Annotated in this window: 18 protein-coding genes; 9 read left to right on the top strand and 9 right to left on the bottom strand. The window is 45.3% G+C overall.

Annotated elements, in window-relative coordinates:
• From ABDK00_RS16570 to ABDK00_RS16555, 4 genes are read right to left on the bottom strand one after another with little or no spacing between them, the layout of a single operon-like run.
• Positions 1-372 (bottom strand): DUF202 domain-containing protein, encoded by a 372-nt coding sequence (locus ABDK00_RS16570; protein WP_346236219.1) that lies wholly within the window; start codon positions 370-372, stop codon positions 1-3.
• 59 nt (positions 373-431) lie between these two features.
• Positions 432-1,328 carry a pirin family protein gene (locus ABDK00_RS16565; protein ID WP_346236220.1) on the bottom strand — a complete coding sequence of 299 codons (897 nt, stop codon included), beginning with the start codon at positions 1,326-1,328 and terminating at the stop codon, positions 432-434.
• A 14-nt stretch (positions 1,329-1,342) separates the two neighbouring features.
• Positions 1,343-1,663 carry a GNAT family N-acetyltransferase gene (locus ABDK00_RS16560; protein ID WP_346236221.1) on the bottom strand — a complete coding sequence of 107 codons (321 nt, stop codon included), beginning with the start codon at positions 1,661-1,663 and terminating at the stop codon, positions 1,343-1,345.
• A 44-nt stretch (positions 1,664-1,707) separates the two neighbouring features.
• The gene (locus ABDK00_RS16555) at positions 1,708-2,064 is read right to left on the bottom strand and encodes a hypothetical protein (protein ID WP_346236222.1); all 357 of its coding nucleotides are present in this window, start codon (positions 2,062-2,064) and stop codon (positions 1,708-1,710) included.
• Positions 2,065-2,283: 219 nt separating this feature from the next.
• On the opposite strand from ABDK00_RS16555, the gene ABDK00_RS16550 reads away from it, so the two are divergent.
• From ABDK00_RS16550 to ABDK00_RS16540, 3 genes are read left to right on the top strand one after another with little or no spacing between them, the layout of a single operon-like run.
• Entirely contained in the window at positions 2,284-3,618 is a 1,335-nt protein-coding gene (locus ABDK00_RS16550) for a HAMP domain-containing sensor histidine kinase (protein ID WP_346236223.1), read from the top strand.
• Positions 3,618-4,178: an AAA family ATPase gene (locus ABDK00_RS16545; protein WP_346237367.1), complete on the top strand. Its 561-nt coding sequence runs from the start codon at positions 3,618-3,620 to the stop codon at positions 4,176-4,178. The genes ABDK00_RS16550 and ABDK00_RS16545 overlap by 1 nt, the downstream gene beginning before the upstream one ends.
• Positions 4,175-4,699, top strand: a complete 525-nt coding sequence (locus ABDK00_RS16540) for a GNAT family N-acetyltransferase (RefSeq protein ID WP_346236224.1) — start codon at positions 4,175-4,177, stop codon at positions 4,697-4,699. The genes ABDK00_RS16545 and ABDK00_RS16540 overlap by 4 nt, the downstream gene beginning before the upstream one ends.
• 159 nt (positions 4,700-4,858) lie before the next feature.
• Here the strand turns inward: ABDK00_RS16540 and ABDK00_RS16535 are convergent, their stop codons facing one another.
• The 3 genes from ABDK00_RS16535 to mnmE all read right to left on the bottom strand — a co-directional run bounded on the left by ABDK00_RS16535 (position 4,859) and on the right by mnmE (position 9,596).
• Positions 4,859-7,198, bottom strand: coding sequence for a prolyl oligopeptidase family serine peptidase (locus tag ABDK00_RS16535; protein WP_346236225.1), 2,340 nt, complete (start codon positions 7,196-7,198; stop codon positions 4,859-4,861).
• Positions 7,199-7,486: 288 nt separating this feature from the next.
• Positions 7,487-8,095 carry a virulence RhuM family protein gene (locus ABDK00_RS16530; RefSeq protein ID WP_346236226.1) on the bottom strand — a complete coding sequence of 203 codons (609 nt, stop codon included), beginning with the start codon at positions 8,093-8,095 and terminating at the stop codon, positions 7,487-7,489.
• Between the two features lie 121 nt (positions 8,096-8,216).
• The gene (gene mnmE / locus ABDK00_RS16525) at positions 8,217-9,596 is read right to left on the bottom strand and encodes a tRNA uridine-5-carboxymethylaminomethyl(34) synthesis GTPase MnmE (RefSeq protein WP_346236227.1); all 1,380 of its coding nucleotides are present in this window, start codon (positions 9,594-9,596) and stop codon (positions 8,217-8,219) included.
• A 232-nt stretch (positions 9,597-9,828) separates the two neighbouring features.
• Between mnmE and ABDK00_RS16520 the strand changes: the two genes are divergently transcribed.
• Together ABDK00_RS16520 and ABDK00_RS16515 are read left to right on the top strand one after the other, a co-directional pair.
• Entirely contained in the window at positions 9,829-10,335 is a 507-nt protein-coding gene (locus ABDK00_RS16520; protein WP_346236228.1) for a TlpA disulfide reductase family protein, read from the top strand.
• A gap of 44 nt (positions 10,336-10,379) precedes the next feature.
• Positions 10,380-11,039 carry a DsbA family protein gene (locus ABDK00_RS16515; protein ID WP_346236229.1) on the top strand — a complete coding sequence of 220 codons (660 nt, stop codon included), beginning with the start codon at positions 10,380-10,382 and terminating at the stop codon, positions 11,037-11,039.
• 11 nt (positions 11,040-11,050) lie between these two features.
• Here the strand turns inward: ABDK00_RS16515 and ABDK00_RS16510 are convergent, their stop codons facing one another.
• On the bottom strand, positions 11,051-11,899 hold the full coding sequence (locus tag ABDK00_RS16510; protein ID WP_346236230.1) for an ATP/GTP-binding protein: 849 nt from the start codon (positions 11,897-11,899) through the stop codon (positions 11,051-11,053).
• 290 nt (positions 11,900-12,189) lie between these two features.
• Here ABDK00_RS16510 and truB point away from each other — a divergent pair, with 290 nt between their 5' ends.
• The 3 genes from truB (at position 12,190) to ABDK00_RS16495 (ending at position 14,027) form a co-directional block, all read left to right on the top strand.
• On the top strand, positions 12,190-12,897 hold the full coding sequence (truB, locus tag ABDK00_RS16505; RefSeq protein ID WP_346236231.1) for a tRNA pseudouridine(55) synthase TruB: 708 nt from the start codon (positions 12,190-12,192) through the stop codon (positions 12,895-12,897).
• A 33-nt stretch (positions 12,898-12,930) separates the two neighbouring features.
• The gene (locus ABDK00_RS16500; protein WP_346236232.1) at positions 12,931-13,506 is read left to right on the top strand and encodes a Crp/Fnr family transcriptional regulator; all 576 of its coding nucleotides are present in this window, start codon (positions 12,931-12,933) and stop codon (positions 13,504-13,506) included.
• A gap of 80 nt (positions 13,507-13,586) precedes the next feature.
• Positions 13,587-14,027 (top strand): carboxymuconolactone decarboxylase family protein, encoded by a 441-nt coding sequence (locus ABDK00_RS16495; RefSeq protein ID WP_346236233.1) that lies wholly within the window; start codon positions 13,587-13,589, stop codon positions 14,025-14,027.
• A gap of 61 nt (positions 14,028-14,088) precedes the next feature.
• On the opposite strand, the gene ABDK00_RS16490 is transcribed toward ABDK00_RS16495, so the two are convergent.
• A complete protein-coding gene (locus tag ABDK00_RS16490; RefSeq protein ID WP_346236234.1) occupies positions 14,089-15,540 on the bottom strand; it encodes a patatin-like phospholipase family protein in 1,452 nt (483 codons plus the stop codon).
• 327 nt (positions 15,541-15,867) lie between these two features.
• On the opposite strand from ABDK00_RS16490, the gene ABDK00_RS16485 reads away from it, so the two are divergent.
• Positions 15,868-17,952 (top strand): S9 family peptidase, encoded by a 2,085-nt coding sequence (locus tag ABDK00_RS16485; protein ID WP_346236235.1) that lies wholly within the window; start codon positions 15,868-15,870, stop codon positions 17,950-17,952.
• Positions 17,953-17,968: the final 16 nt, after the last annotated feature.

Below are 17,968 nucleotides of genomic sequence, written 5' to 3'. Positions count from 1 at the left end.
TTATTGGATGCTTTCGATCAAATACCAGATCAGCAAAGCGCTTATAAAAATAATACAGCAGGTTACCACCGGTATAAGTGACGCTGAGCCGCTATAGGAATCAGTTTCGATTTGGCGTTTTACTTTTTTATAATTTATAAAAGCGAGCAAAGAAGTGAGCGCGCCAATCGCTACCAACACGATGCCGGTAATGGCGGAATGCCCTTTTTGCTGAATCGCCGTTTCTCTTCCCAACATCAAAGAAATTTGGCGCACGAACATTGAAAATTTAACTACCACAAAACCGAAGCCCATAATTCCAATAGCGGTTCTCATCCAGGCCAGGAAGGTGCGCTCGTTGGCGAGGTGATCGTTTGTTTTTTTTACCGGCATATTGTTTTGCATTTCATTCAAAAATAAAAAATCTGCTGGTTTAAAAAACTATCAGCGCGTTAAGCGCTCTTGGAAGGAGTGGGGAGCGGGACAAAGGTTTCGTCATCCCCGGGCACTTTCGGAAAAGCTTCCAGGTTTTGATTCAGCCAATTTGTTTTAGCCGTCTCAATCGTGTTCTTATCCGAGCTTACGAAGTTCCAGTAAATGTAACGCGGCTCATCGAAAGGGTCGCCTCCAAAAAGATAGACTGTACTGCCAGCTGCGAGCGTAAACTGGCAAAGGCTGGCATCTTTTGCGATCAACAATTGTTTAGGGCCGTAATCGTTGCCTTCAATCGCAACTGATCCTTCCAGAACATACATGGCTACTTCTCCGAATAAATGCTGGCCGATATTTAGCGGTTGCGCGCTTTTACTTTTTATTTCTATAAAAAACAGGCGACTGTGAACAGGCACCGGCGATTTTCGGCCGAGCGCTTCGCCGGCAATAAGTTTATAGGAAATGTCGCCCTCGGTCCATGCGGGAATGTCCCGGGCTTCGGTATGGTGAAAAGACGGCGCTTGCAGTTCCATTGCTTTGGGAAGCCCGATCCAAATCTGAAATCCGTGCAGTTGTTTATCGGCTGTTCTCAGATATTCGGGTGTGCGCTCCGAATGGACGACGCCTTTTCCCGCCGTCATCCAGTTTACAGCACCTGGCTTAATTTCCACAGCGCTGCCCATACTGTCACGATGGAAAATCGAACCTTCCAGCAAATAAGTAAGCGTTGATAGCCCGATATGTGGATGGGGCGGCACATCAAAATTTTCATATTGACTCAGGTGAACCGGGCCCATATGGTCGATAAAGACAAAAGGGCCTACCGATCTTTTTTCACGAAAAGGAAGCAGGCGGCCTACCAGAAAATTGCCGATATGGGTTGCTTTTTCCTCGCTGATCATTCCGATGTTAGACATAGTATTATTTTTTATTATAAACGATGGTATCCCGGAAAGCCTTTGTAAACAAGCTGTTTCCACTCTGGATGTTTTTTTATAAAGGAAAAAATATACGGGCAAAAAGGTTGAATTTGTTTGCCCTCCACTTTAAGCAATATAAAAGTTTTTTCAACTAATGCCGCGGCAGCGCCCGTTCCGGCCAATTCGGCAGGCGCCTCCGTGTGCACCAGCGAGAGGATGCCGTCTTCATCTGTTTGGTATTCGATAAACGCGATGGAACCGTTTACTTCGATTTCGAAGCGATGCGCCGCTTCATTATTTTTTAATGGGATAGGGTCAAATTCGGATTTCATCTGTTTTTTCTTGAAATTAAAAAATAGAATGTCTGCTGAAGCTTTTACATCTCCGGGTTATCGAAAAATCGGGTTTGACTTTCGCTGTGGGCATCGGTCCATTTAGCCATCAATCCTGCAAGTTTATAGCGGATAAAATCTTCATCCGACATGATGAAAGCGACCAATGCCGCATCAGCATGCAGGATATCAGCCAGCTTATGTAACTTATTATAATCTGCCCGCGGAATGGCTTTGTCAATGATTAGTAGATCAAAATTCTTATGGTTCAATGCTGAAATGGCATTTTCTGTTACGTGCTCATAGGTAACAGAAAGGTCTGCAAAATCAGCCGCTATTTTTTTGAATACTGCCAGGTCGGTCGTAGGGTCAACAATGGCGTAGGCGTTTAAAATTTTCATAATCTTGTCCTCCAAAAAGTGAATGTACATCAAATGCCACATTCTTAAGTTAATATAGATTAAGTAAATATTGCAGGTCGTTCTGAAATAAATTTTACAGATAAATCAATGATTATCAGTATAATTATTTATCTTTAGGCTCCAACGATAAAACTATAAAGCCCATAGTTTCGTTGAGAACTACCATTTTAAACTGCACTCGGTTATTAATTGGTTTTTATGCACGCTTATTGGAATTGGCTTGTTGGCAAGAAGGAGGATTTTACACTCGAGGCTCGGATCTTTCATGCGATCTGCCTGGCTGTTATGCTCTGCCTCACCATCAGTGTGCCGATCAACTATCTCTTGCAACTGCCTGAACTCTGTGTGGTGCTTACCCTTTTCGTGTTGTTGACGGCCCTGCTCTATTACATTTCCCGATTCAAAGGCCGGTATAAAGCGAGTGTCGCCGTGTTTCAATTTTTTGTCGCTGCCGCGCTGATTGCCAATTATTATTTTAATTCAGGAATGAATGGCCCCACTTATGCCATGTTTTTATTGACATTTGTGGTGTCGGTTGTTATCAGCCCGCCCAGGCAATATGCTTTATGGCTTTCTTTAAACGTAGCGCTAATTGCTGCTTTGATGACGTTGGAATGGGTCCGGCCGGGTGTTATAGAACAAACATATCAGGATACAACCGGCCGCTATATCGATTTGCTTTTTTCTTATGTGGCCCTCGCGGCTTTTGCGTTTTTGATCGCTGGCTATGTGAGAAAAGCGTACAACAGGCAGCGCGAGGAACTGGTGGCGCAGGCCGCCGCTTTGGAAGAAGCTAATCATACAAAAAATAAATTGCTGTCGATTTTGGGCCATGATTTGAAAGAGCCCCTGGCCTCCCTGCAAGGGTATCTCGAATTGCTTGCAGATTTTGATTTGGAGGAGCACGAGCGGCACGACATGAATGCACGCTTGCTGACCATGACAAAAAATACCTCGCTCATGTTGTCGAATATTCTGGCATGGACGAAAAGCCAGGGACATAATTTCACTGCCGATATGCAAAAACTTTTTGTCAATGAAGCCCTGCATCATGTGGTCGAACTTACAAAAAGTATCAGCCAGAAAAAGGAAATTTCTTTTGCGGCACATCTCCCGGAAGACCTGGCGGTCAAAGCCGATTCGCAGATGCTGGCGCTGGTAGTGCGCAACCTGCTGATGAATGCCATTAAGTTTACGCCAACCAATGGTAATATATACCTCTCGGCGCATTTGGACGGAAACACTTGTACGATTATCGTAAAAGACGATGGTATCGGCATTCCTTCCTCTCTTCAAAACCGCATTTTTTCAATCGATTCGGGGTCAAGGCGCGGTACTGCTTCTGAAAAAGGAACCGGCCTTGGGCTCATGCTTTGTAAAGAATTTACCGCTATCATGGAGGGCGATTTGAGTTTTGAAAGTGCTGCCGACCACGGTACTACCTTCTATCTGAAATTGCCAGCTGTCACATTGCCCATGATCCAGTTGGATCAAAAACAGGAAGACCTGGAGACGCTTCAACTTTGGAATTAGTGTATCACAACAACCTGGATTTTTACGTAATTACAGGTGGCCCCGGTGCGGGAAAGACAACCCTGCTGCATCAACTGAAAGAACGGGGATACACCGTCATGCCCGAAGATGCGCGGCGCATCATCAAAGAGCAGATGGCCGCAAAACAAGACGGGCTTCCCTGGGCAGATAAGAAACGGTATGGAATGCTGATGCTCGAAGCTGCGGTCGAGACTTATGAGCGGGCAGTTGCAAGTAACCAAGCGCCGATTTTTTTTGACAGAGGGTTATTAGATGTTGTATGTTACATGACAATGGAAAACATAGACGTGCGGCCGCTTATGACAACCGCGCTCAGTAAATGCAGGTATCGTCAACAGGTTTTTATATTGCCACCGTGGAAAGCCATCTATCATGCCGACAGTGAACGCAAACAAAACTGGGAAGATGCTGTTTATACTTTCGAACAAATGAGCAAGACTTACCAATCGTTTGGATATAATCTGATTGAAGTTCCGCGGGTGCCGGTAAACCAACGCGCTCAATTTGTTTTAAAAGCTATATTGCAAACATTAAAATGAAAGGTTTGATCGAGCAAACGGAACTCAGGCAAGCGTCAATTGAAGATGCGGCTGCCATATGGCAAATATTGCAGGAAGCCATAGAACGCCGGCGACGCGATGGAAGCTTGCAGTGGCAGGATGGCTACCCCAACACAGAAACGGTGCAGCAGGATATTGCTTCAGGTGCCGGCTATGTATTGTTGTGTAATAATATAATTGTGGCGTACGCTGCGCTCTTGTTCAATAACGAACCGGCCTATGAAAATATTGACGGCGCCTGGCTCACCAACGGCGACTTTATGGTCGTTCACCGCGTAGCCGTTTCTGACCAGGTTGCCGGTAAAGGCTTTGCTGCATTGTTTTTTCGCGAAATGGAAGTCATTGCGAAAGCGCATCATGTTTTTAGTATCAAGGTTGATACAAATTTTGATAATCCGGCCATGCTGCATATCCTCCATAAATCGGGATATATTTATTGTGGCGAAGTTATGCTGAGAGGCGCGCCAAGAAAGGCTTTTGAGAAACGCCTGGTTCCCTGAAACTATTATCAATGATTACTATTCAGCATACATGTCCGCATCTTCCAGCCGCCAGTTGTTATCAAAAAATCCTGCTGATTTAACGCCTTTTACACCGTCTTTCAGCATGGCATCAGAAAAGATCATAAAATCGGGAAAACCGCTACCACCCGCAAAATATTAATTGGCATAAGCTGCCTGCATGCCGTTTTTACCGGAAGCGGCCACCACACCGGTTAGCAGTTTGGGATTTTTTTGTGGCCAGATATAGTAGGCGGCGAGGTTATTTCCCTCCCATTTTTTATCGCCTGCTGTTATGGCATTTCTTTTTACCTGGATGGGGCAATCGTTCAATAAGTGTTTCCAGGCGCTATTGTTATCAGCATTGCCATAAATAATAATATTCCGACCCTGAAATGCCGAAGGCGTAAATGCTTTATCGGTGACGATATCCACTGCGCCATTACCGCGATAATACCAACTTTCGGCGTCGAAGGTTGCTTTGTTTCGATTGACCATCGTTTCCTCCGCCGTGCCCGCCGTGCCTATGACAAACACCATCCGGTGGTTAAAGGCTTCTTTAAAAGTGCCATAGCGTTGTGGGTTTTTTTGATGGGGATCGGGAGCCGCCGTAAGCTGCCATCCCGTTTCCGTTTTTTTAAGAAAAATATCGTCGGTATTACTTTTAACGGAATAGGTAACCGCCGGCGTATTATCGATCGTTATCTCAATGCGCTGGCCTGCCGCAAAGCCACTCAGCGATAAACGCATTAACAAGATATTTTCTGTTGAGCCGGAAATAATGGCTGCTGCAAGGTTTCTTTTTAGCTTGATGGTGCTGTATTGTAAAGGATGTACCTGTTGATAGATCGTGCACCATTTATAGGAAGCCGAAATACCCGGGCTTGAGGTTGTAAAATTGATCTGGTGATGAAGGGTGTCGGGGATGGATGCATGCCATTTAAAATACTCAAACATGGGCGGCCAGTCTACGCTTTGATTGCCAAACCAATGTGCTCCTCCGGGATATTCATAATAGCTGAAATCCTTGTGGAAATTTGATAGAACTGATCTCATCTGGCGGGCATAACTAACAGGTACGACCCTGTCGCTGTCACCATGAAGGATATAAACACCGAGAGGCCCATAATTAGCAGCCAGCTGCGGCACATCGCTCTGGTTGCCGGCTCTTAACAAAAAATGCGCTGCTCGGCTTGCTGCACTATCCGGAATGCGGCCGTCTGCCGAGCCATAATCTTTTAAAGAAGCATAGCCTGCCGCTGGGCCAATCGCGGCCCATTTGTCGGGATAAGTAGCGCCCAGAAACCAAGTGCCATGTCCTCCCATCGAATGTCCTGTCAGGTAGATGCGCAAAGGATCGGGCTGGAATTTTTCTTTGGCGATGGCTAAAACCTCCAGCGCGTCCATTCTGCCCCAATCTTCCCAGTTAAAGCCGCGCGGCCGGCGATTCGTGGCAGCCACCAGTGTTCCCCAATCTTTAGATTGATAGGCGCGAGCCTGTCCAATGGCTTCAACGCCGGCGCCGTGAACGGAAAGAAATAAAGCGCTGCCGGGCTGGAATTTTGTTTGGGGGGTAACGGCATAGTATTGAAGGCTACCATCTATCTCACTGGTAAAAGTATATGCCTGATGCGCCGACGGCAGCACTGCTTCCAAAGCAATTACGGCTTCGTCGATCTTTTTGCCCTGCTGGGTCAATTCAATCAGGCAATCGTGTTTGCCTTCCAGTCGGATAGCTTCTGCATTGGCTTCAAAAACAACTTTCCTCGTACTAAAGGGCGGAATAGGAGCGACGGTGGCAGAGCGTTTTTTGCCCATTACCGTTGAAGTGATGGATAAACGGGACAATGTTTTTGAAGAGGCATTGCTAATCACCATTGCTATTTTAAGCCGGTCGTTAGGCTGGTTTAACACGATATGCGGCGCCGTAATATCGTTGGTATGCAAGTGGATGGCGCTTTTTAGAGGAATAATTTCGGGGAGGATATTGCCGCCGCGGAGATACAATTCGTTGAGGCCTTTCTTTAATAAAACCGGGATAAACATATAGCCTGCGTTGTAAGGGTCGCCCATATGCGGGGCGCCGTTAAAGTATAAAGCGGCGCTGCCCTGAACGCGCAGCAGGGCCGGCTGTTCTTGCGCGGCCTGGTAAGTAAGATATAAATAATCGGCGCCGCGGTCTACGCCGCCGGGATTCAGAAACGGATTGTTGGTGCGCTGGAAATTTCTGCGGCTGAAGATGCGAAACCTGCCTTCGCTGTCGGCTGTTGTTTCTTTCCAGCTGATACTGTCGCTCGCATCGGTGATTTGAAAAACGGCTTCATTGGCGGGCGTCGCCATGCCATTAAAAAGCTTATAGCTCAGCAGGTCGGCGTAGATGGCTTCGCGGCCGTAGCGGCTGCCCGATTGTACGGCCAAACCTTTTGTAAAGCGGATCGTGTCCTGGGAAAAGCACGAAAGCGTTGCCCCAAGCAACAGGAAAGAGAGCAGTTTTTTCATCTGTGTTTGTTATTTCCTAAATGTACGAACTAAGTGGCGAAGATTTTGGTGGCCAACATTTGATTTTTCAAGATGGGAGTCAAAAACAACCAAGCATTTTAGCTTTTTATTGTTACCAGTGTTTTCAAGGTTTCAATTTTAGGACTTAGTTACAATTATTTTTTCTTTTTCGAAGACTTATCGGACTTGCTAATTTTTTTCACTTCCTTGTCAAAATCACTTTCAAAATTGCGGTCTTGAATTACCCTGAATTTGCTATATTCTTCCTCTGCCAGCTTCATTGCTACATCATGGCTTACTTTTCCAGCATCTTTGAGTATGTTGTATTCGTTGAATTTTAAAGAACTTTTGTGTTATATCAGCATTCTTACTGTAATCAATGCTGCACTGCTCGTATATGTCGGTTATTTTGAGGTAAAAACGTCTTTCACTTGCCCGTATCTCCCGGATACGTTCCAAGAGTTCGTCAAAGTAATCTTTGCCAAAGCGTTTGCCCTGTTTAAGCCTTTCATCATCCAATACAAAGCCTTTGATAATGAACTCCCGAAGGGTTTTGGTAGCCCAAATACGGAACTGGGTAGCCTGATAGCTATTTACCCGGTAGCCAACAGCTATAATGGCATCGAGATTGTGAAACTCTACATTTCGCTTTACCATTCGGCTGCCTTCTTGCTGAACTGTTTCCAAAATGGAAATAGTTGCCTTTTTATCCAGTTCGCCAGCTTCGTAAATATTGCTTAGGTGTTTGTTGATAGCTGGAACTTCCACACCAAATAACTTAGCCATCCTTTTTTGGGTAAGCCAAAAGGTTTCGTCATTAAAAATCACTTCTATTTTTACATCTCCGGTGGGGGTATTGTAAAAAATAATGTCGCTATGTTGGGGAGTGGCTGCCATGTTCTATTTTTCAAATATTTTCTATTAATTGATGAAAAGAAGCCCAGGTCATTTGCAGGTTATTAAAAGGTCGTCTTATTTCTTAGGGTTTTATCAGACCGTTTCCCATTGTTTCCACAGGCTACTTTCCAATACAAAACTTGCCGAAAATTGTCCCCAAAATATCGCGGTCCACTTCTACCTGCCCCGTAATTTCCCCGAGATAATGAAGCGCACGGCGGATGTCGATGGTAAGTAAATCGCCGCTCAACCCCTGCTGCATACCGGCTTCCACCGCCTCAAGGCTTTCGGCTATTTTTTGCAAAGCCACATGGTGGCGCGCATTCGTGACAATCGTATTTTCTGTCGATACCGCGTCGCCGATTGCCTTTTCAAAAATGACAGCCTTCAGTTCATCAATACCAAAACCTGTTTTGGCCGCGATCGGGTGTTGGCTGAAATCAGCCTCCACTGCAATGCCCGCTGCTTCTTTTTGCTGTTGCCATTTGTCGAACTTGGTATACACCTCAATCGTCTTTTCTGAAAAAGCTTTAAGCCATGGAAACTGGTCTGGCGCCTCGTCGGTCATATCAATCAAATGAAGAATAAGATTGGCGCGCTGCGCATTTTGCTTACTTCGCTCGATGCCCATGTTTTCAATCTGATCAGTACTATGCTCGCGGATGCCGGCCGTATCAATCAAGCGAAATAAAACGCCGTTTATATTCAGTGTCTCTTCAATGGTGTCGCGCGTAGTGCCGGCAATATCGCTCACAATAGCGCGCTCCTCGTTTAAAAGCGCATTGAGCAGGGTCGATTTCCCCGCATTCGGTTTGCCAATAATCGCAACGCTGATCCCGTTTTTAATCACATTTCCTAACTGAAAAGAATCGATGAGCTGGCTTACTTTTTTGTAGGTGCGCTGCACCAGGTTTTTCAACTGCGTGCGGTCGGCAAACTCCACGTCTTCGTCGCTAAAATCTAATTCGAGTTCTACCAGCGCGGCAAAGTTGATCAGCTCTTCGCGCAGCAATTTTAAATCACCTGAGAAACCGCCGCGCAATTGGTTGAGCGCCGTTTGCTGGGCGGCGCGGCTGTTGGCGGCGATCAGGTCGGCCACCGCTTCGGCCTGTGTCAGGTCCAATTTGCCATGCAAAAAAGCTCTTTGCGTAAATTCGCCCGGTTGGGCCAGGCGCGCGCCATGGGCCACACAGGCTTCAATAATTTTTCCCAGGATGAAAGGCGAGCCGTGCCCGCTGATTTCAACGGTGTCTTCGCCGGTATAACTTTTTGGATTTCGATATAAAGAAACCACCACTTCATCAATCATTTCTTCGCCCAAAATGATATGGCCAAAATGCAGGCTGTGAGATGGTTGTTTTCGCAAATCCTTTCCTTTAAAAACCGCGTCGGCAATAGTCACAGCCTGAGGGCCGCTCAACCTAACAACGCCGATAGCGCCGACGCCCGGCGCCGTCGCAAGCGCCACGATCGTGTCCTGTATATCCGCCAACATATTCATCCTTCAAAAATAAACTATAGCGCTAACAGCCCGATTAAAAATTTAGTGGCGGGCGACGATTTATATCCATTTTTATAAGTATAAATTTGCCGTTTTATTCTATGCTATGAAACGAGCCAAAGACTTCTGCTTATTTAAAAGTGGGATTATTGGGTGAATTCCCTGCCCCTGCAATCAGGTGGGCATTTGGTGAAAAAAGGATAAAAAATAAACTGATGATAAAAATATGCCGATGAAACAAGTATTATGTTTATTAATGGCGATGGTTTGCGCCGGAGCCATAAGCGGTCAGCACACGCTGATCAAAAACGGAGATGCCGTTCCGGAATTTAAATTTGAAATTGAAAAAGGTAAACCGGCTGCTATTGCGGATTACAAGGGCAAGCTGGTGTTAATTAATCTTTTTGCCACCTGGTGTCCGCCCTGCCGTATTGAACTTCCGCAAATGCAGCAGCGCATCTGGAAAAAGCACAAAGACGATCCAAATTTTGCACTACTTGTTTTTGGCCGTGAAGAAGGGTGGGATGTATTGCTTGCGTTTAAGAAAAAATTCGGTTACGGCTTTCCCATGCTGCCGGATGAGAAGCGGGAAGTCTTTGGCAAATTTGCGACCCAGTCTATTCCAAGAAATATTTTAGTAGACGAAAACGGGAAAATTATTTACAACTCAATTGGCTACGACGAGCAGGAGTTTGATAAACTCGTGGAACTGATTGACAAAAAGTTAAAAGCGAAGTAGGCGTGCGTTTCCGCTTTGTCTAAGTTGCTCCTTACTTTTGTTATATGACTTTTTATTATTGCTATGATGCGCAATGCGGCTGGTGCTTTGGCTTCAGCAAGGTGATGACACAATTAGCGGATCTTTATAAAGGCCGGTTTCATTTCGAAGTATTGAGCGGCGGTATGATTCCAAAAGAGGAAGCGAAGCCCGTGAAGGCGATCGCCAGCTATATCAGCGCTGCTTATCAGCGGGTGGAAACCCTTGCCGGGGTTAGGTTTGGCGCCGATTACCTCTGGCATATTCAAAACCCGGATGAAAGCGATTGGTTTCCAGAGTCCCTAACGCCTGCGGTGGCGCTTTCTATTTTTAAAACCTATCAACCCGATTCGCAGGTGCACATAGCGTCAGATTTTCAATCGGCTTTGTTTGAGGAAGGCCGCGATTTAAGCGATCCAGAAGCGTATCGCCACCTGTTGGAAAAATATCAAATTCCGGCAGATGATTTTTATCAGCAACTCTCTGAAGAAAAATTTATCGACAAGGCCAAGTATGAATTTGCATTGTGCCGGCAGTTGCAGGTAACAGGTTTTCCGAAATTATTATTGCAGGTAAGCGATACGAAATTTTATTTGGTCGCCGAAGGCTACACGCCGTTGGAGACAGTCACGGCAAGGGTTGACAATATCTTGCAGGAATTACCGGATTCGGGCGAAAAGACATAATCTTTCGGCGTTTACTGGACACGGTAGGCTACTACTTTGTTACCAAAGAAAGTAGGCACAAACAAAATTTTCTTTTTCGGATCGTAGTCGATATCGGCTGTGTTAAGCTTTTGAGCGCGCGTGTCGAGCAGCAGGTTTTTCGTGCCATCTTTTTTTACATGGTAAATGGTGCCGATCCAGCAGGAAACAATAAATGCTCCATCTCCTAAAGCAATGATGCCGTCCGTACTGGCTTCCATGCCCGAAGCCAAAGTGGTAAGGCTTTTATTGGCTTCGATCCGGTAAAGGCTTCCGGCGTCGGCGATATATAGTTGGCCCTGAAAATAAAGGACGCCATTCGGGCCTTTTAACTGATTGCTATCCAGCACCACTGATGTCGTATGGTTGGCGAACTTGTAGAGTCTTCGGGCTTTGGTGTCGGTAACATACACTTCCCCGGCCGCGCCAACAGTCACATCATTGAGGCGCTCGGCCCCTTCAACATTAATTTTTTCTTTCACTTCACCTTTGGCAATATCAATGATAACGAGCTGCGTGATATCGGCAACATAGAGCAGGTTTTTATGCCTGCCGATGCCTTTAGGTGCATTCAAACCTGTGATCCAATTATCTTTTATTAGCTTCCGATCGAGCCCGAGTTTAACCACTGATCCCTTTCCGTCGGCATCCCAGCCATTGCCTTCGATATTTGTAATGAAAAAAAGCTGATCATTTTTATCGAAATAGACCGATTCGGGAACCCGCAGCATGGTATCCGTTTCCCAAACTTTTACCAACTTCTTTTCCTGTGCACAGGCTGTAAAAAATGTTCCGGTAACAGCGAGGAAAGCGAGAAGAAGTGTGTAGGTTATAAGGCGCATGATTATTTATTTTTAATTATGAATGCCGAGCTGAATACAGATTATTATTGAAATCGATTTTTTTGATGTATGAGTGATTATGGGCGCAAATCGACGCGGGCTTTGTTCGCCCGCTGTGAAGATATAGCGAGATGCGCAAATAAAAAAGTAGTTTACCGGTGGATGTAGAAATTTCCGATAGCGCGTTCCTGCGCTGTTTGTCTCACTTGGCTTCTGCATTGAAATAACCTTATTTTAGCCGTTATTTGCGCTTTGTCAACTATTGTTCGGGCTTTTAAGAAGATTTCTTTATGGATAAAATTGATTTACAAACCGCTGATTTTGCAGAAGGCGCTGCTTTATTGATTGATAAGCCGCTGGAGTGGACTTCCTTCGACGCCGTGAGGAAAATCAGGAATTTGGTTGGCATAAAAAAAGTGGGGCATGCGGGTACTTTGGATCCTTTGGCGACGGGGCTTTTGATTGTTTGTACAGGAAAATTTACCAAGAAGATCAACGAATACATGGCGCAGGAGAAGGAATACACCGGAACCTTCACGCTGGGCGCAACAACGCCGACCTACGATCTTGAAAGTGAACCCGAAAACTTCAAACCCTTCGATCATCTTACAACGGAAGAGATAAAGGCGGCAACCACTGATTTTATCGGCGCTATTCAACAAGTGCCGCCGATTCATTCTGCTATAAAAAAAGACGGTAAGCGTGTTTATGAGTTAGCTCGCAAAGGCATCGATGTGAAGTTGGAGCCGCGTACGATCACCATCCAGTCTTTCGAAATTGATGCATCGGCGTTGCCGGAAGTGGCTTTCAAAGTAGTTTGCTCAACCGGAACCTATATCCGGAGCCTTGCACACGATTTCGGTCAGGCGCTTGGCTGTGGCGCGTATTTAAGCAGCCTGCGGCGCACCAAGATCGGCGCTTTCATTGTCGATGATGCGTTTTCCATACAGGATTTTGACGCAGCGATGCGACAACGAAAGCAAAACGCAGCGGGTTAAACCAGGCGTTACGGCCTTCCAAAATTTTACCTTATGCAAGATTTGTTTAAAGCCCATCTAAACAAGTTTATAATGATCACCGATACGGAATTTGAGGCGATCAGCTCTTTTTTTACAATCATATCTGTAAAGAAGAAACAAAACCTGTTGACGGAGGGCGCGATTTGCCGCTCCCATTATTTCGTACTTCAGGGTTGTCTGCGCAAATTTTTCATCAATGAAAAAGGCGTAGAGCAAACCACCGAATTTGCTATTGAGAACTGGTGGGTAACTGATCATATTTCTTATGAACACCGGCGTCCAAGTGAGTTTTTTATTCAGGCCGTGGAACCTGCGCACCTGCTAATGATAACAAAAGATAAGCAAGATGAGCTGTTGCAGGCGCATCCGACTATGGAACGCTATTTCCGTTTTATTTATCAGCGGGCCTATGCTGCGGCGCAGATGCGGACGAAGTATATTTTCGGGCTCTCCAAAGAAGCTTTCTATCATCATCTCAACAATCACTACCCCGAGTTTGTGCAACGCATTCCTCAATATCTTATTGCTTCCTATCTGGGTTTTACGCCCGAATATCTGAGTGAAATAAGAGCGAAAAAGAATTCTTAAACCAGTTTAAGAATTGCCGCCGGATGGTACTGCAATTTTGTATTGTTAAATCATTCAATCAATTATTAAATGAACCACTGATGGAAAAAAGAATCAATATTTCTGAAACGGAACCTGCGGCGTATAAAGCAATGTTTGGTTTGGAAAACTATCTTGCTACCACCGGGTTGACGAAAACCCATAAGGATCTGATTAAAATACGGGCGTCGCAGATCAATGGTTGCGCTTTCTGTATTGATATGCACACAAAGGAAGCCCTAAAAAACGGAGAAAGCAACCGGCGCATTTTTTTGTTGAATGCGTGGCGGGAGACGGATGCTTTTACAAAAGAGGAAAAGATTGTCCTTGAAATGACAGAAGAAATTACGCTAATTCATAAAGCCGGCTTGTCGGAAGCGACCTACGCAAAAGCTGTCGCATCTTTTGACAAAAAGTATATCGCGCAACTTATTATGATGATCGTTACGATCAATGGTTGGAACCGCATTGCCGTTAGCACGGAAATGGGTTTCGGTGCATAGCGCGCAAATTTTCAAAAAGAGGCCGGTGTCAATGAGCAGCCGGCTTCTTTACATCATAAACCTAACCCTTGTTACCTTCAATCGTAGCCTGCATAAAGGCCCGGTCGTTTTTATATTCCTGCCAATTGAAATGCAGTAAAAATTGCGTTGCTGCTTCAGCGCCTTTTTCAAACATCGCCAGTTTATCCGCGTCTGTTACAAAAAAGTTCAGCCAGTTAAATTCGGACAGCGCAATCGTTCCTACGCCGCGGGAATAAACCCTGTTTTTAAGCTGAAAATCTTTGTCGTAATAGTTTCGGATCGTGTTGAATATGCGTCCAAAATATCCCATCATTGTCCAGTTGGAAGCGCGCTTTGTCTTGTCTTCCGGCGCCGAATCGTCCAGGTCGATTCCAAAAGAAGGGAGGCGCGGCACCATCACTTTCGGGTTGTAAAAAATATTGATCGGGAAATTAGACAGAATGCCGCCATCCACAAATCGCGCTGTGCTGGGCGGATCATTTTCGTCAAAGGTTTCCTTCCATTTTTTTCTGATATCCGGATGGTCGCAGGGAATGTCTTTAATAAAATACGATTCAAAAAACATGGGGATCGACATCGATGCGCGAACAAAGCCCGCCGGATGTAAGCTGTCTTTTCCGTTGTGTCGAAACAGGCCTGCCATCGCAGGAAATTCTATTTTGTTTTGCGTAACCAACTCTGAAGTTATCAGCGTAATATCTCCCGAAAGGTCTTTTAAGCCTTGCGGATGGGGATGCCGTAAATGCAGGCCAGGTATAGGCTGGCTGGCTTTTGCTATCAGGTCGGGCGTGTTCAATACGCCGTTGTCGCGCATTTGCTTTTCAATCCAGTGGTAAAAAAAGACACCCGGATTAATTCCATGCCCGGAGGTTTTGAATTTTTTAAAGAGCTTAAAAATATAATGCAGCAGTTCGCCGATTAGGATCATAGCGATGACCAATGCGATGATGAAAGGCCTGCTCACGATTTGATATTTTTCATCTTCCTGCCCTAATACAAGAAACACCAGGCTACCCACCAGGAGCAATGTAAACAGCGACACGATACTTAGGGCTACAATTTTTACGCGATTGAAATAATTTTTGTGAGTGATGAAACGCCTGATCAGCCATCTCGCCATGCGATGACCGTCTACCAGGTCAAAAAAATTAAGATTGGTGATCGCTTCCAATACGCGCGTTGATTTTTCTTCCTGCTTTTTGCCGATTACGGCGAGCATAGCCGTGTTGATCGCACCTGCGCTGGTGCCCGCCATTCTTAAAAAGCGGATGCCCATTTTCTCTAAAATATAAGTGTAGCCCACCAGCGCAACACCTAAGACACCGCCGCCTTTTTGCACCAGGTTAACGTACTGGTGCCCTTCGTTATCTAAAACGTCCGAAACTTCCAGGCGCCTGCCATTGCCGCCAAAGGTTTCCTGCAGCTTTTTTAAGTTGGCTAAAACTTTGGGGCTGTTCGTGAAGTCATAAGCAGTTTTTTTTGAACCGGGCATGTGATAGCTTTAAGTTGGCGTAAAATAAAGACAGATAAGCCCTAAGGCTGACTTCAGTGAAATTAACACATCCGGAAAAAAAACGGGCTTGCGGGGCATCGCATATATGAGTGAGGCTAACGGCCCGCGAAGCAGGATTGCGGCAGCATCGATAATTTTGTACCGCGCCGCTGATCTTGTATTTGATGATCATTCTTTAAATTTAAACGTATGCTTTTTACAGGCTGTAGGGTTAAACTTGTGCAAAGTTTATTACCTAAAAAACACTTCGCTTTTTTATTAATTACTTTTATCTCGATTTCATGTTTACAAAAAATAGCAGCACAAATGGAACGAGTTAAATGGCCCGATATCAAACCTCCGGTAGCGATCAAAAAACCTCATATAAGAGCCGTACATGGTGATAGTGTAACCGATGATTATTACTGGATGATCGATTTTTTTAAGAAGGGCGCTGATAGTAATGAAGTGGTGCAGTTACTCACCCGCGAAAATGAGTACCTCGATCAGATGATGGCCGACACCAAAGCGCTTCAGGAAGATTTATACAAAGAAATGCGGGGGCGTATTAAAGAGAAGGACGAGCATGTGCCCTATTTTCGAAACGGCTATTTTTATTATACCCGCAGCGAAGAAGGCCAGCAATATTATAAGCTTTGCCGCAAAAAAGAAACGCTGGCCGCTCCTGAAGAAATTGTGCTTGACGTAGATGCGATGGCGGCTGGCCATGCCTATTACAACGTGGCCGGCATGTCGGTTAGCCCCGATAATAACTGGCTGCTCTACGGAGAGGATACCATAAGCCGCCGGCAATACAATATCATGCTAAAGGATTTGAGGACCGGGGTGGTAAGCCCGCAGGGAATCAGCAATACCAGCGCCGACTATGTATGGGCTACCGATAGCAAGACATTTTTTTATATCTCAAATCACCCCGTGACTTTGCTTTCAGAAAAGGTTTGGCGCCATACGGTTGGCGCGCCCGCGGCAAACGACGTGATGGTATATCATGAAGTGGAGCAGAATAATTATATAGGCCTTTCCAAATCGAAAGCTGAAAATTTTATTTTTATTGAGTCAGCAAATTTCACCAATTCGGAAGTGAGATATTTGCCCGCAGATCAGCCTGAGTCTGCTTTTGAATTGTTTCAACCGCGCATGGAAAAAGTGCTGTATAGTGTTGACGCCGATCGGGAACGCTTCTATATCACTCATAATAAAGAAGCATTGAACTTTAAAATTTCAACTACTGATTTTGATCAGACAGCCGTATCAAAGTGGGTGGACCTGATTGCGCACAGGAAAGAAGTGTTGGTCGAACAATTGCTTTTGCTAAAAAATTATATCATTGTAAAGGGCCGGAAAAATGGATTGGATCAAATAGAGATTTTAGAGAAAGGCCGCGAGCAGGCGCGGCTGGTGCCGTTTGATGACGCGGTTTATATGGCCTCGCTGGGTACCAATGCAAACTACAACGCTACCAGGCTAAGATATAATTATGGATCGCCGGTAACGCCCAACAGCGTTTACGATTATGATCTGAAAACAGGGCAGGCCATTTTATTAAAACAGCGCGAAATTCCAAGCGGTTATAACAAAAGCGACTATGAAGTAGAAAGGTTATTTGCCCAAGCGGCCGACGGCACCAGGATCCCTGTTTCTGTGGCCTATAAAAAAGGATTTAAAAAAGACGGAAGCATGCCCTTTTTACTCATCGGCTATGGAAGTTACGGGTTTTCGTATCCTACTTATTTTAATTCAAATCTGATAAGCTTGATGGATCGGGGTTTTGCCTATGGCATCGCGCATATTCGTGGCGGCCAGGAAATGGGAAGGCAATGGTATGAGGATGGTAAAATGATGAAAAAGAAAAATACATTTACCGATTTTATCGATTGTGCCCGCTATCTGATACAGGAAAAATATACGTCGCCCCAGCATCTTTACGCCAACGGCGGCAGCGCGGGCGGCCTGCTGATGGGAACGGCGGCCAACATGGGCAATACATTGTTTAACGGCATCATTGCTGATGTGCCATTTGTAGATGTGGTCAATACAATGCTTGACCCCACCATTCCGTTGACGACGAATGAATATGATCAATGGGGCAATCCGGAAACGAGCAGCGAAGCTTATTTTTATATGAAGTCTTATTCGCCCTATGAAAATATAGAAAGGAAACCTTATCCTAATATTCTTGCTACCACAGGCTTACACGATAGCCAGGTGCAATATTTTGAGCCTGCGAAATGGGTGGCCAAATTGCGGGAATATAAAACCAACAGCAATGTGGTTTTGCTGCAAACGAATATGAAATTCGGTCATGGAGGCGCTTCAGGCCGATTCGATTATTTAAAAGAAGATGCGTTGCGGTACGCTTTCCTGCTAAAACTGGAGGGCATTTCCCGCTAAACCGGCTGCTGCTTTT

The sequence above is a fragment of the Niabella insulisoli genome, from assembly GCF_039652435.2.
Lineage (GTDB): Bacteria > Bacteroidota > Bacteroidia > Chitinophagales > Chitinophagaceae > Niabella > Niabella insulamsoli.
This window is presented reverse-complemented; position numbering and strand designations above follow the sequence as displayed.